Source organism: Enterococcus dispar ATCC 51266 (assembly GCF_000406945.1).
Taxonomy (GTDB): domain Bacteria; phylum Bacillota; class Bacilli; order Lactobacillales; family Enterococcaceae; genus Enterococcus_C; species Enterococcus_C dispar.
Genome location: NZ_KE136354.1, coordinates 2,639,882 through 2,653,337, shown reverse-complemented (window position 1 = coordinate 2,653,337; position 13,456 = coordinate 2,639,882). Strand labels below are relative to the sequence as shown.

At 37.2% G+C, this 13,456-nt stretch carries 13 protein-coding genes; 2 read left to right on the top strand and 11 right to left on the bottom strand.

The window, feature by feature from the left end:
* Nucleotides 1–200: 200 nt before the first annotated feature.
* The 8 genes from mutL to RK01_RS12545 form a co-directional block, all read right to left on the bottom strand.
* A complete protein-coding gene (gene mutL, locus RK01_RS12580; RefSeq protein ID WP_016173663.1) occupies nt 201–2,366 on the bottom strand; it encodes a DNA mismatch repair endonuclease MutL in 2,166 nt (721 codons plus the stop codon).
* A 15-nt stretch (nt 2,367–2,381) separates the two neighbouring features.
* Nucleotides 2,382–4,937 carry a DNA mismatch repair protein MutS gene (mutS, locus tag RK01_RS12575; RefSeq protein ID WP_016173662.1) on the bottom strand — a complete coding sequence of 852 codons (2,556 nt, stop codon included), beginning with the start codon at nt 4,935–4,937 and terminating at the stop codon, nt 2,382–2,384.
* Nucleotides 4,938–5,050: 113 nt separating this feature from the next.
* Nucleotides 5,051–5,431, bottom strand: a complete 381-nt coding sequence (locus RK01_RS12570) for a YlbF family regulator (protein WP_016173661.1) — start codon at nt 5,429–5,431, stop codon at nt 5,051–5,053.
* Nucleotides 5,432–5,440: 9 nt separating this feature from the next.
* Entirely contained in the window at nt 5,441–6,238 is a 798-nt protein-coding gene (locus tag RK01_RS12565) for a TIGR00282 family metallophosphoesterase (protein ID WP_016173660.1), read from the bottom strand.
* Between the two features lie 238 nt (nt 6,239–6,476).
* Nucleotides 6,477–6,899, bottom strand: a complete 423-nt coding sequence (mgsA, locus tag RK01_RS12560) for a methylglyoxal synthase (protein WP_016173659.1) — start codon at nt 6,897–6,899, stop codon at nt 6,477–6,479.
* A 16-nt stretch (nt 6,900–6,915) separates the two neighbouring features.
* Nucleotides 6,916–7,692: a Cof-type HAD-IIB family hydrolase gene (locus RK01_RS12555; protein WP_016173658.1), complete on the bottom strand. Its 777-nt coding sequence runs from the start codon at nt 7,690–7,692 to the stop codon at nt 6,916–6,918.
* Nucleotides 7,689–8,345, bottom strand: coding sequence for a DNA alkylation repair protein (locus tag RK01_RS12550; RefSeq protein WP_016173657.1), 657 nt, complete (start codon nt 8,343–8,345; stop codon nt 7,689–7,691). Before RK01_RS12550 ends, RK01_RS12555 begins: the two co-directional genes overlap by 4 nt.
* Before the next feature lie 191 nt (nt 8,346–8,536).
* A complete protein-coding gene (locus RK01_RS12545) occupies nt 8,537–9,334 on the bottom strand; it encodes a formate/nitrite transporter family protein (RefSeq protein ID WP_016173656.1) in 798 nt (265 codons plus the stop codon).
* 553 nt (nt 9,335–9,887) lie between these two features.
* Here RK01_RS12545 and rpsD point away from each other — a divergent pair.
* Nucleotides 9,888–10,499: a 30S ribosomal protein S4 gene (gene rpsD, locus RK01_RS12540; RefSeq protein WP_016173655.1), complete on the top strand. Its 612-nt coding sequence runs from the start codon at nt 9,888–9,890 to the stop codon at nt 10,497–10,499.
* A 173-nt stretch (nt 10,500–10,672) separates the two neighbouring features.
* Here the strand turns inward: rpsD and RK01_RS12535 are convergent, their stop codons facing one another.
* Complete coding sequence (locus RK01_RS12535; protein ID WP_016173654.1) at nt 10,673–11,104, bottom strand: hypothetical protein; 432 nt, start codon at nt 11,102–11,104, stop codon at nt 10,673–10,675.
* 156 nt (nt 11,105–11,260) lie between these two features.
* Here RK01_RS12535 and RK01_RS12530 point away from each other — a divergent pair, with 156 nt between their 5' ends.
* On the top strand, nt 11,261–11,806 hold the full coding sequence (locus RK01_RS12530) for a biotin transporter BioY (protein WP_016173653.1): 546 nt from the start codon (nt 11,261–11,263) through the stop codon (nt 11,804–11,806).
* Nucleotides 11,807–12,463: 657 nt separating this feature from the next.
* Here RK01_RS12530 and RK01_RS12525 read toward each other — a convergent pair.
* Together RK01_RS12525 and RK01_RS12520 are read right to left on the bottom strand one after the other, a co-directional pair.
* Nucleotides 12,464–12,949 (bottom strand): hypothetical protein, encoded by a 486-nt coding sequence (locus tag RK01_RS12525; protein ID WP_016173651.1) that lies wholly within the window; start codon nt 12,947–12,949, stop codon nt 12,464–12,466.
* 23 nt (nt 12,950–12,972) lie between these two features.
* The gene (locus RK01_RS12520) at nt 12,973–13,353 is read right to left on the bottom strand and encodes a hypothetical protein (protein ID WP_016173650.1); all 381 of its coding nucleotides are present in this window, start codon (nt 13,351–13,353) and stop codon (nt 12,973–12,975) included.
* Nucleotides 13,354–13,456 lie beyond the last annotated feature (103 nt).

Here is a 13,456-nt window from a genome sequence, read left to right as displayed (position 1 = left end):
CGGTATTTACAAACCTTATTTTTCAAATTTTCAATATGAAAAGCGAAAATGACTTGTTCTACTCTCTCCAGCAATCATCTCGATATATCGACTTTATTTCTGGTGAAAATCAGACAATCTTTTTTCCAACCAAAAAGCAGCACAAAAATTACCGTTACAATCTTCGTGCTACTTCCAAATTATTTATTCAATTAAAAAGCTTAATCTTCCAAACCAGCCATTGGTGAACGATGAGGATCTTGAATGCGTTTGAACATTTTTTCCATATCGCCATTACTAAAGTGAATCAATACCGGGCGGCCATGGGGACAATTAAAGGGATTTTCACATAAGGTTAAATCTTGCAATAAAACTCGTGCTTGCAATTCATTTAAATGGTGGTTGGCTTTAATTGATCGTTTACAACTCATCATAATCGCTGTCGCTTCACGAAATTTCTTGACGCTAACGTTACCTGTAGTGAGTAACATATCAATCATTTCTCTGGTAATACTTTCCTCTTGTCCTGCGGGATACCACGTTGGATGTGCGCGAATAATAAAACTATTTGCACCAAAATCCTCTAATTGAATCCCTACATCTAAAAGCATTTCCTTTTTTTCGCGTAATTTAATCGCATCACTGTTGGGATAGTCCAACACGATTGGGACGAGTAACTCTTGTAAATTACTGCTGACATCGCCAATTTTTTCCCGAAAATATTCGTACTTGATACGTTCTTGAGCGGCATGCTGATCCACAATATAAAGGCCATCACTACTTTGGGCAAAAAGATACGTTCCGTGCATCTGTCCAAAATATTCCAGTTGGGGAAAACGTTCAACAGGTTTTTCTGCTTCTAAAGCGGCAATTGCCTTATTCAAAGCCTGACTCCCTTTTTGATCATGAAGACTAAATTCAGGATGATCCTGCTCACTTTGAATTTCTGCCGCTTTTTCTTCTTGTGATAAAACTTCGTCATTTTGGTTTTCTTGTGCCGCTTTACCGGAGGCAACATGAGTATCTGCTGTTTGATTATCCACAAGTGAAGAAAAGTTCGCTTCATCTTCTGATACTTGGGGATAACGGAATGTAGGCGGAAATTCGGCTTGAATTTCGGCGGATTTTCCTTCAGGGAAATTATCTTCTGTTCTTTTTTCTGCTGATTCTTTACGATTTTCATGGTGGGTTTTTGCAACTTGTCCACAGTCATCCACAGCTTTATCCACAGACTGTGAATTACGGTAAATAAATTTACCGCTGCTTGGATCAAAGGTAAGGCCATTACTTTTCTTTTCGGCATTTGGCAGTTCCATTTGTAATTGCTCGGTTTGTTCTTGTTCTGTCCGCGGAATTTTTTTCTTAAAGTCTAAATTTTCTCCAGCATCAGGAATTAGATTTTCCGTTTTCAAACGATCATTAATCGCTTTACTAATTAATTTGGTTAATTCTGGTTCTTTGGACAAGCGCACTTCTTGTTTAGTAGGATGCACGTTTACATCTACTAACAAAGGGTCCATCGTAATTTCTAAAACGGCAATTGGAAATCGACCTACCATTAGTTTTGAACCATAGCCGGTAATGATAGCTTTGTTTAACGCAAAATTTTTGATGTAGCGTCCATTAATAATAGTGGAGATGTAATTGCGACTCGCTCTTGTTACTTCTGGTAAAGAAATATACCCCTGAACAGTAAAGTCCAAATCTTTTGTCTCAATTGCCAACATTTTTTTAGCGGTTTGAACACCAAAAATACCAGCAAGCGTTTGTTTTAAATCGCCATTTCCCGCTGTGGTTAACATTTTGTTACCATCATGGACTAAGCGAAACGCAATATTGGGATGGCTAAGAGCCAAGCGATTGACGATATCTCCAATATTAGCAAGTTCTGTTTGTAATGTCTTAACGTACTTTAAGCGAGCCGGTGTATTGTAAAATAAATTCTCAACAGTAATTTTAGTGCCTTGTCGCAACGGAGCAGGCGTATCTTCCACTACTTTTCCACCTTCTAGCCGCAGTAGAGAACCTTGGGTAGTACCCTGGACCGCCGTTTCAACGGTAACGTATGAAACAGAGGCAATACTTGGCAATGCCTCACCGCGAAATCCTAAAGTCCGAATTCGAAATAAATCATCGCGACTATGAATTTTACTTGTCGCATGGCGTTTAAAGGCATTTTTCACATCATCTTCTGCAATCCCTTCACCATTATCGGTGACTTGAATCTTTTTTAGTCCGGCTTCTTCGACTAAAATATCAATTTGTGTAGATCCTGCATCAATCGCATTTTCAACTAATTCTTTTACTACCGAAGCAGGGCGCTCCACCACTTCACCGGCAGCAATTTGATTGGCAAGACGTTCAGATAACTCTTGAATTTTACCCATCGTCTGCCTCCTTTTCTAAATTCGTTTTTGCAATTCATATAAAATATTTAAAGCTTCTCTAGGAGTAGTATCCAATAAATCAATTTTTTTCAAGGTATCAATGACCCCTAATTCTTCTGTAGAAACTTCTTGGAACAATGAAATTTGTTCAACTTCTTCTGAAACGTGTGGACTTGGATTTCCTACTGTTGGTTCTTGTTCCAAGTGTTTCAAAATCGTTGCTGCACGCTCCAACAATTCAGTTGGTAAACCTGCAATTTTTGCTACGTGAATACCATAGCTCTTATCGGCGGCCCCTTCCATCATTTTGTGCAAGAAAACTACTTCACCGTCTTTTTCTACTGCTCCGACATGAATGTTGCGCAACTGTGGCAACGCTTCATCTAAAACAGTCAATTCGTGATAATGAGTTGAAAAAAGCGTCTTAGCTTTTACTACTTTATGAATATATTCAATAATTGCTTGGGCTAAAGCCATACCGTCATAAGTTGCCGTTCCCCGACCTAATTCATCAAATAAAATAAGGCTGTTGGAAGTTGCGTGACGTAGTGCTTGATTGGCTTCCATCATTTCCACCATAAAGGTACTTTGACCGGCAATTAAATCATCACTTGCACCAATTCGGGTAAAAATACGGTCAAAAATTGGTAAGTCGGCACTTTCAGCCGGTACAAAACTTCCCATTTGCGCCATAATGACAGTCAATGCCAACTGCCGCATATAGGTGCTTTTCCCTGACATATTTGGTCCAGTAATTAAAAGAATTAATGTTTCTTGATCCATTGTAATCGAATTGGGAATATATTCTTGGTGGCCCAAAACTTTTTCCACCACTGGATGACGTCCTTCTTTAATAGCTAATTCTTGTTTATTATTTACATTAGGCCGCACATATTGATAACGCTCAGCAATCGTTGCAAAGCTTTGCAACACATCGACGCTGCTAATCGCTTTGGCCAATTTTTGCAAACGTGTAATCGCCTTTTTGATTTCTTCTCGGACGGCTAAAAAGAGTTGGTATTCTAAATCAACGGATTTTTCTTCGGCTTCTAAAATTTGCGTCTCTAATTTTTTTAGTTCCGGTGTAATAAAGCGCTCGGCATTGGCTAGTGTCTGTTTCCGTTCATAGCGGCCTTCTGCTAAATTCCCCAAATTTGCTTTTGTAATTTCAATATAGTAACCAAAGACACGATTAAAACCAACTTTCAGGTTTTTAATGCCAGTAGCTTCCCGCTCGGTCGCTTCTAATTCTGCTAACCACTGTTTACCATTGCGCATAGCTAAACGATATTGATCTAATTGTTCATTAAAACCATCTTTAATAACGTTACCTTCAGTAATCGCTAAAGGTGCTTCTTCATTAATAGCTTGTTCAATTAACGACACCAAGTCATCGAGTGGCTCTAAATCTAGTAATAAATTATTCCAAGCGCCAGTATTAATACCATTTAATAATGTACGAATTTGCGGCACTTGAACTAAGGAGGTTTTTAATTGCAATAAATCTCTACCATTTACATTTCCAAAAGCTACGCGCCCTGCTAAACGTTCCAAATCATATACTTTCGTTAATGCTTCTTGCAAATCTGCCCGTTCAAAATAACTCTCCAATAAAGACTGCACCATTTCTTGGCGGGCATGAATTTGTTTTTTCTGAATTAAAGGACGATCCAACCATTGTTTTAACAAGCGTCCTCCCATAGCCGTCTTGGTTTCATCAAGTAACCACAACAACGTTCCTTGTTTTTTACCAGTACGAATGGATTGGGCTAATTCCAAATTAAACTTCGAATAGTAATCCATCTTGAGATAGTGATCCGGTTGATAACTTTCCGCTTTTTGAATATGGGCTAAACTGCGTTTTTGGGTTTCTGCTAAATAGCATAAAAGTTTGCCAGTGACTTCTTTTTCGCTGTCTTGGTGTAATTCACTCGTCAAAAATTGAAATTCTGCGTTCTCTTTCATTTCCAATTGACTTGAAAAAACCAAGTTTAAGCGCTCTTTTAGAGTTTTCTTCAATTCATCTGTAATTTCACTGGTAAACACAATTTCTTTGGTCTGCAGCGCACTCGCTTCATTTATAACCGCTTCTTCATCTGCTAAAGTCGCCGCTTTTAGTTCGCCAGTACTTAAGTCTACATAAGCAAAACCATACTCCTCACCATTAAAACTTAAAGCTGTCAAAAAATTATTGTCTTTTGCAGCCAGCCCTTTGGCATCCATGACTGTTCCTGGTGTAACCAATTGAACAACTTCTCTTTTTACCATGCCTTTAGCCGTTTTAGGATCTTCTACTTGTTCACAAATGGCTACTTTATATCCTTGTTCAATTAAGGTATCAATATAACCTTGCGCCGCGTGATAAGGGATGCCACACATGGGAATGGGATCATCTGCATTACGATTACGACTTGTTAAGGTCAACTCTAAGATTTGAGCGGCTTTAATCGCGTCATCGTAAAACATTTCATAAAAGTCCCCCAATCGATAAAACAAAAAGGCATCTTGATAATTGGCTTTAATACTTAAATATTGTTCCATCATAGGGGTATTTTTGGTTTTTTGAGGCATGAAAGCTCCTCCTTCAGTTATTTCACATTTTTTACTAAAATTTATTCTAGCGTCAGTATTACTTTAATTTTGAAAATGACTGGACAAATTTTGCCAGCGTTACAGCTGGCTCTTTAATCCTCTTTAGCTTGATCTGCTAAATTCTCTACTGTTTGATTTACTTCTTGAGAAATATTTTCTGTTATAAAATGCAACAGATCGTTCGCTAAGGTCAGCTTCTCTCGATAGGCGAGAACTAAAGGATGATTTTCATATTCTCTAGTATATTCATTGGCAGCTGCAAGCGCTGCTTTTTCCGCCTCAGGTTTACCATAATGGGCAAATTGAACTGCTTCTTGTTGCGCCGCTTTAATTTTTTCTTCTAGCTCTTGTAAGCGAGAATTATTCGCCACCTTTAGTGCAATTTTGCGATAATCTTTGACAATCTCATTTTCAGCTAATGCGTTGGTTAATTCATTTAGCGCAGCTGTTACTTCTGGTTCAAATTTTTCCATTTTTTCTTCCTATTCATAAAAAGGACGATCCGCTGAAATTTGAATCGTCTCAATTTTTTTAGCGTGACCATTTTTTTCATCAATATCAATCACACAAGCAGACAAAATAGTACGTCCTTCTTCCACTACTTCAAAGCGTTGCGGTAAGGCGGTGATAAAACGTTCAATAACGCCTTCTTTTTTCATACCCAAGATGCCGTCATAAGGCCCCGTCATTCCAACGTCACTTAAAAAAGCCGTTCCTTTGGGCAAAATACGGCCATCATTTGTCTGCACATGTGTATGGGTTCCCACAACAGCTGAGACTTTACCATCTAAATACCAGCCCATTGCTTGTTTTTCACTGGTGGTTTCTCCATGAAAATCCACAAAAATGTAAGGTGTGCGCTTTCTGGCTTCTGCTACTAATTCATCAGCCTTTGTAAAAGGATCATCAATTGCTGTCATAAAAGCTCTTGCTTGTAGATTGATTACAGCGAGTTCAATTTCATTTACTTTAACAAAAACCATCCCTATTCCTGGAGCCTTCGCAGGAAAATTGGCTGGCCGAATCATTTTTTTGGCATCACTGATAAATTCAAAGATATCGCGATTATCCCAAGTATGATTGCCTAAAGTCACCACATCTATACCATCTTGTAAAAATTTTTTGTAGATTTTCCCAGTAATTCCGCGGCCGCCAGCTGCATTTTCACCATTGGCAATGGTGACTTGGGGACGATACTTTTTCTTTAATTTTGGTACATACTCCGTAATTGTTTCTCTACCTAATGAACCTACAACATCTCCAATAAACAATACCCGCACAAATTTTCCTCTTCTCTTAAATGTCTTGCTCTATTATAGTTGTTTTTTCACCGAAAAAAAAGTGTTCCTTATTTTACATAACCAAAGCTTTTTCAAATAAATACACTTTAAGTAAAATGCAAATAGTTTAATCGTTTCATCAAAAGTTCCCGCATATTTTTTGTACTACAAACGATTTCAAAGTAGTAAGATAAAAACGTGCTTTGCCTTTGGTGGCAAAGCACGTTAAGTAAAAGAATTAAAAAGAAAGAGGACGCTGATCATTTTCATGAACAATCTCCCGAAAATCAGCTAAGCCAAGTGCCAAACCCCGAATTAAAATTTCAGCCGTTCCAATATTGGTGGCTAGGGGGATTTCATACACATCACTTAAACGGATTAATGCCGTCACATCTGGTTCATGGGGTTGTGCCGCTAGTGGATCCCGTAGAAAGATGACCATATCCAGATCATCGGCAGCCAGCATCGCACCGATTTGCTGATCGCCTCCCAATGGACCTGATTTGTAACGATGAACCTTTAGTCCGGTCGCTTCAGCAATTCTTTGTCCGGTCGTTCCCGTAGCATACAACTCGTGTTTTTCCAATATTTCTTTGTAGGCGGTTGTCATTTGAACCATTAAGTCTTTTTTACGGTCGTGGGCAATTAAAGCAATTTTCATTTTTGGCACCTCCATTTTAAATCAATGCTAATTCTTTCAAAGCATTAAAAATACCATCCTCATCATTTGAACTCGTAACAAAAGAGGCCACTTTCTTTACATCTGCTGCGGCATTTCCCATCGCCACACCAACTCCTGCTGTCGCTAACATTTCTTTATCATTTTGACCATCGCCAAAAGTAATAATGTCACTAGTATCAATCCCCAACGTTTCTCCTAAATGTAAAATTGTCGCAGCTTTAGAGCCATTTTCTGGAATTACATCAACACACTTTTCATGCCAACGAACAAAACGCAAAGCCGGATATTTTTCATCAAAATGCCCTTCATAAGCGTCATCATAATAAGCTAGTGCTTGATAAACTTCTTGGTGATTTTTGAAATCCGGATCCAATTCCGGTACCTCAGAACCAAAAGATTGCATGGCTTCATCCATGACAGGTACATTAAAATCACTGTGACGGCGAATCGCATCTATTCCGACAAAAGCAGTATCAATTTTTAATTGATCCGTTTCAGTAATGAAATCTGTTAATTGCTTTTCATCTAACAAATGCTTATAAACTTGTTTGTGATCTAAAAAGGCAGCCGATCCATTACAGACAATGTAATTGTGAAAATCCAATTTTTTTAAAACTGGTTGGGCTAAAAAACGACTGCGTCCAGTTGCTACCAAGACCAAATGACCATCATTTCGTAATTTTTCCAGTGCCTGTAGCGTATTAGGTAGTGCTTCTTTTTGACTGTTTAATAGTGTTCCATCAATATCAAAGGCAATTAGTTTTCGCTTCATTTTTTACTCTCTTTCTTTAAATGCTTGCCACCTTCTCTTGCAGCAAGACGACTCAAATTATTTTTGGCAATAAAATTTGTAACATATATTGGATCTGTTTTGCTATATTCCCGCAACGACCATCCAATAGCTTTTTGAATAAAAAATTCCGCTGTCTTTCGATCAAACAATATCGCTTGTTCCAGCAACAACAAATCAGTTGCAGACTTGCTTTGTAACTGAAGATTAATACTGATGCGTCTAAACCAAAAGTCTTCTGCCTGATAAAACCAGCTAAAAACTTCAGCTAATGTTTCAGGATTGGCTTTAACGTAATCATTAAAGCCTTTGCGCCAAGCATCAATACTGTCCCACCACTCTTTAGTAGCGATTAAAGGTAAATAGTTTTTTAGTTCAGCCAAATTTAGCCGCAATACATTTTGATTAAACAAGTCAATGGCTAAATATTGATATTCCCGCGCATCTCGCTGATAGTAATGAAAAATTTCGGTTTCTAATTGAGCTGTTGACCACTGCTGGCTTTCTTTTAAAAGTTCTTTTTCTGCTTGTGCCCGTATCGGTTTTGGGACACCTAAAAAAGTAAATTGATTTTTCATATATTTTGCCATTGAAACAGCTTGACTTGGGTTAGGCACAAAAGATAATTGTGACATAATATCTCCTTTTGATGAAGTCATATCGTTTGCTTACTTTTCTACCTCATTGTAAAAGCAATTGGATAAACACGCAAGGTTTGGCAGAACAAACTCCACTTATATAACAAAAAAGCGGTTGTACCAAAGGGATAGCGGTAAATCTTTTCATTAAAGATTTACTCACTATGCTTTGGTACAACCGTTAAGTATTAATCGACATAAATGGATTTGGAATTATTTAACCACGCAAAGCCTAAGCCCATGACTAGACCTCCGCCAATATAGTTCCCAATTAAGGCACAAATAAGATTGTGGAGAACTGCCCCTGTGGTCATTCCTTCGATGGCACCACCAGAAGCAAAATAGGCTAAAGAAAAAGCCGGAAAGTTTGCAATAACGTGTTCATAACCTAAAAAGGCAAAGATAAAAATGATAAAGATAATCGCTGCAACTTTACCCGCATCATCTTTCATACGCATACTGATTAAAACAGCCGTGTTTACGACAATATTGGCAAACATTGCTTCAATCAAAATTTGCATGGTTGATTTTTCCAATTTACCCGTAATAGATGTAAAGAAGAAATTGTCAGGTTCTAATCCTTGAAATGGTCCTGTTTGTGCGATTAAAAAGCCAACTACTAAGCCACCAATTAAGTTAAATAAAATGCAAGTAAATAAAATTTTTGTGGCTAATCCAAAATTCAAGCGTTTTCGATAAACACCTACTGTCATATATAACATATTTGAAGTACCTAATTCGGCATTCAAATACAAAATCATTACAAGTGACCAACTGAACATAAAGGCATACAACATTTTACCTAAGCCCGGCACGATATGCTCGCCTTTCATAGCGATTGCAAATGCCACAGCTGTTCCCAAACCTAAAAACAAACAAGCTAAAATTGCGCGGACCGCATAGCGAAAGTAACTGCCTTGAATTAAGTCAACTTTCTTTTCAATCGATGTGTCAATTTTTGAAAATAACGGTGATACAGGATTCATCTCTTTTCTCCTCTACTTAAATGAATAATTATAAATACCCACTCATTTTATAGAGGCAAATTGATTTTGTAAAGTTCTTTCGGGAAATTTCTGAAAAAGTACGCAGCAAAATGATAAGATAATTATTGGCTCTAATCTTTTTTTTCAAATATCGTTAGTTTTTAAAATCCAAAATAACCTTTTTTGCTAATGAAAAAAGTTTCATCAAAGAGTACTTTTTCCATTACTTGTAATAAAAGAAGCGATTATGCGAAATAGCCGGATAAATAAACACCGTTCTTTTATTTATTTCTTTTTTGAATTCCTTTCTATTTTCTTTTAAAGCAGGCAATTTTCCTTGACTACAAGTAGACAACTATCGTATACTAACCTTTGTGTAAAATAATGCAGCAGAAAAGTAATAGCTCGTCACCAGTCCATCGCTGGCTTACCAGTTCAATTGTGTAACCGCGGCTGCAAAGGTGAAGATTGAAGGATGAACTGTACGAATATGAATTTTTCATCGGATTATTTTACTCCAAAAAACAATTTATTTTATTGGAGGAATTTTTAAATGTCACGTTATACTGGACCATCATGGAAATTATCACGTCGTTTAGGTATCTCATTGTCTGGAACTGGTAAAGAATTAGCTCGTCGCCCTTTCCCACCAGGTCAACACGGCCCTAACAGCCGCGGCAAAAAATCTGAATACGGCTTGCAATTAACTGAAAAACAAAAACTACGTCACATGTACGGCATGAACGAACGTCAATTCCGTAACTTATTCGTTAAAGCTGGCCGGATCAAAGAAGGTAAACTTGGTGTTAACTTCATGATCTTGTTAGAACAACGTTTGGATAATGTTGTTTACCGCTTAGGTTTAGCTACTACTCGTCGTCAAGCACGTCAATTAGTAAACCACGGTCATATCACAGTTGACGGCAAACGTGTTGACATCCCTTCATACCACGTTGAAGTTGGTCAAGTGATTGGTGTTCGCGAAAAATCTCAAAACAACGTAGCAATTCGTGCTGCTTTAGAAGCAACAATCGGACGTCCTGCTTTCGTTAGCTTTGATGATGAAAAATTAGAAGGTTCATTAACTCGTTTACCAGAACGTGAAGAAATGACACCTGATGTTGACGAATCATTCGTCGTTGAATTCTACAACCAATTAATGTAAGAATTTTACTTTTACCACGTCTTTTGCGACGTGGTATTTTTTTATCTTTACAAGTATTCCTTGTGCACGATATTGCCTACATAAAATAAGCCACCCTTAAAATTTTTAACGGATTCTAAACGCAAACAAAAAGACAGCCCCGCAATGACTGCCCATCCATAAAATATCTAATTCTAGCCCAAGTTTCCATAATAATACAATTGCCACTGACTATTATCTACCCTTTTTAAATACCAACACCAATCTCTGTAGTAGGTATTGGGACGTAAATTTTCATAACCGTTAGGCCCCACATATAGAGTGCTCGTTAATAACAGGTATTCTGTTTTTGCCGGTGCTTCTTTTTCTGTTTTTAAGCGTGCATACTTTTGCAAGTCTGCTTTAAATTCCAATGTGTCCAAACGACAATTTTTAAAGACAGTCGGAAAACCACTTTTGACAACCTCGGCAGCCGCAGCTATTTCAGTTTGAGAAAATCGCGTAGATTGATCATAACTTTCTTTAACGCTATCGGATTTTCCGGCGGGTTTATAAAAGGAGAGTAACAGAACAACCAACGCTACAATTCCAACAATAAAAATCAACTGCTTTTTCAATCGCTTCATATTCTTGTCATCCTTTCTTAATTTTTCTTTCCTTTCGTATCATACGCTATTTTGCAATTTTATGGGAGAAGAAAAAAAGACTTTACTTTTCGTTAACCAAGAAATATAATTTGGTTAACCATTTGCAAATGGAGTTAACGAAAGCGAGTGAAAAAAATGCGTATTACTTTACGAGAACAATTATTAGCAGCAATTTTTGCCGGTATCATTTCTATTTTATCTCAAGTAACCATTCCTTTTGGTTTAATCCCACTAACTCTACAAACCTTTATCATTGGATTAACCGTCACTATTTTAGGAACCAAAACCGGTACTTGGGCTATTACCATTTATCTTATTTTGGGGTTGATTGGGATACCCGTTTTTGCTGGCGGCAGCGCTGGTTTTGGGGTACTTTTCGGACCAACGGGTGGATTTTTAATTGGTTTTATCTTTAATGGCTTAGTTACAGGGAGCATTTTAGATAACACGCAAAAAAATTATTTTTGGGCCGTCGTTGCAAATATCATCGGCGCCATGGTTACGTTAGCCTTTGGAACAGCCTGGTTGAAATTTGGAACTGGAATGGAACTCTTAGCTGCTTTTAAAGCTGGTTTTATTCCCTTTATTATCCCGGGGTTAATGAAAGCAATCGCTTGTGGTATTTTGGGCATCTTTATTTTACGCCGCCTACCCCAACGCTATTTCGCTCCCACAAAATAACGCAAACTTATCTTGAAGATAAAATGAGCGCTTAAAACAAAATAAATTCATTTTTGAAAAGCCTATGTAGCACTAGCCGAATTCGCATAATAACTTTCCTCGTGAAAAGTTAACAAGAAAAGCGAGTTGAACAGGTTTAACTCTCAAGCAATAAGACGAAACCTTGATAATTGTGCACTTCTATTTATTAAGATTTTGACTTACTACTATAGAGAGTTCGTTTGTGAAGTGAGATACCAACAACCTTAGCATTTCACTTTATTTTTTATAAGAAACTACTCTCTTTATATACAAAAAAAACGCCGTGATTTTCATCACGGCAATTTTTTATTTTACAGCGTCTTTTACATTGACACCATTTGACCATATCCAGCTGAACACGAAAACCGATAAAATCAGGCTATTTTTAGGGGTACACAACAGTAGGCAGTCCGATAATTTTTAGACTATATCGGACTTATTGCCCCTTTATTGCCCCTTGAAAATTCATTCTTATAATCTGTTAGCTTTACAAAACAAACGTAAGTTCGTATAATTAAAGTCGAATGGTTTCTTTTTCCCACATCTGCCCCTGCTTCGTGGCATTACCTTCCTCCTTAACAACTAACTTTCCAAATCGTTTATCAATTAAATCATATTTTTTCGGCATAAACTCACCTACATTCCAAGTGATTTAGCATATTCACTGAGTGTGTAAGCATTCTTAACAATCATTTTAGAGACTTCTGACGTTCCGTTTTTTAAGTTCCCAATTGCCACACGGCTGATACCGGTATGTTTTTCAATTTGATATGCAGAAACGTCAGAGTTTAGTAGTTTTAAAACTTTTTGAAAGTCAATAATGCCAAAATTTAACATTTGCTGTGTCTCTAAAAAATATTCAATGGATTTATGCGCAGCTTTCAATTCTTTCTTTGCTTCTACGGTATCAGATTCGAATTTAAGCTTTCCATTTTCAGTGGCATAGCCTGGTGAATTTTTTAGTCCTGATATTGTCTGAACTCTGTCATTAGCTAAAGAGTAGTCTTTTATTAATTTATCTGGTACGTTTGCTCGCTTCAGATTAGATGGGCTAACTTTACCGCTAATTAATTCTTTTTTGCCAGATGGACTTAAATAGTAATATTCTTTATTCAAAATCATGATTTTTCCTCCTAATTCTTAATTTAAGCTACTAATACACTTTTAGGGAACCATTTTTTGCTTTCGCCATACGCTGTGTTAAACGTTAATAAAACAGCTTTTTCAGTTTCCTTTTGCACCTGAACGTCATTCATCATTTTAACTGCTAACTTGCCTTGTGCTTCTCGTTGAGCTTTGCGTCCAACGCCGTATTCTTTTGCAGCAAACCAAATTTTCACGCCTTTGAATTTTGTGTTGGTTGATCCGAATGCAACTGCATCTTCAGGGACAGCTTGTTTTGCGATTTGGTAAGCACGTTTTAAGAATTTAGAAAAATGAGCTAAATAAGAACCTTCTGCTCGATTGTCTTCAAAAGCTTTCTTCGTCCAAGTGTGTGCTAATTTAAAAATTTCTGATTTAGTCATTTCACTCAATCCTTTCTTTGTGCTTCCCTCATCTACATATATAGTATAGCACGGTTTACTATTATAGTAAAGCGAAATATACTATGAATGTAAAAAAAATTGC

What these genes read in the sequence shown, in the direction of transcription:
- RK01_RS12525 (WP_016173651.1), bottom strand. Translation starts at nt 12,949, where the DNA reads ATGATTTTGAATAAAGAATATTACTATTTAAGTCCATCTGGCAAAAAA.
- rpsD (WP_016173655.1), top strand. Translation starts at nt 9,888, where the DNA reads ATGTCACGTTATACTGGACCATCATGGAAATTATCACGTCGTTTAGGT.
- RK01_RS12535 (WP_016173654.1), bottom strand. Translation starts at nt 11,104, where the DNA reads ATGAAGCGATTGAAAAAGCAGTTGATTTTTATTGTTGGAATTGTAGCG.
- mutL (WP_016173663.1), bottom strand. Translation starts at nt 2,366, where the DNA reads ATGGGTAAAATTCAAGAGTTATCTGAACGTCTTGCCAATCAAATTGCT.
- RK01_RS12530 (WP_016173653.1), top strand. Translation starts at nt 11,261, where the DNA reads ATGCGTATTACTTTACGAGAACAATTATTAGCAGCAATTTTTGCCGGT.
- RK01_RS12555 (WP_016173658.1), bottom strand. Translation starts at nt 7,692, where the DNA reads ATGAAGCGAAAACTAATTGCCTTTGATATTGATGGAACACTATTAAAC.
- RK01_RS12550 (WP_016173657.1), bottom strand. Translation starts at nt 8,345, where the DNA reads ATGTCACAATTATCTTTTGTGCCTAACCCAAGTCAAGCTGTTTCAATG.
- RK01_RS12545 (WP_016173656.1), bottom strand. Translation starts at nt 9,334, where the DNA reads ATGAATCCTGTATCACCGTTATTTTCAAAAATTGACACATCGATTGAA.
- mutS (WP_016173662.1), bottom strand. Translation starts at nt 4,937, where the DNA reads ATGCCTCAAAAAACCAAAAATACCCCTATGATGGAACAATATTTAAGT.
- RK01_RS12520 (WP_016173650.1), bottom strand. Translation starts at nt 13,353, where the DNA reads ATGACTAAATCAGAAATTTTTAAATTAGCACACACTTGGACGAAGAAA.
- RK01_RS12570 (WP_016173661.1), bottom strand. Translation starts at nt 5,431, where the DNA reads ATGGAAAAATTTGAACCAGAAGTAACAGCTGCGCTAAATGAATTAACC.
- mgsA (WP_016173659.1), bottom strand. Translation starts at nt 6,899, where the DNA reads ATGAAAATTGCTTTAATTGCCCACGACCGTAAAAAAGACTTAATGGTT.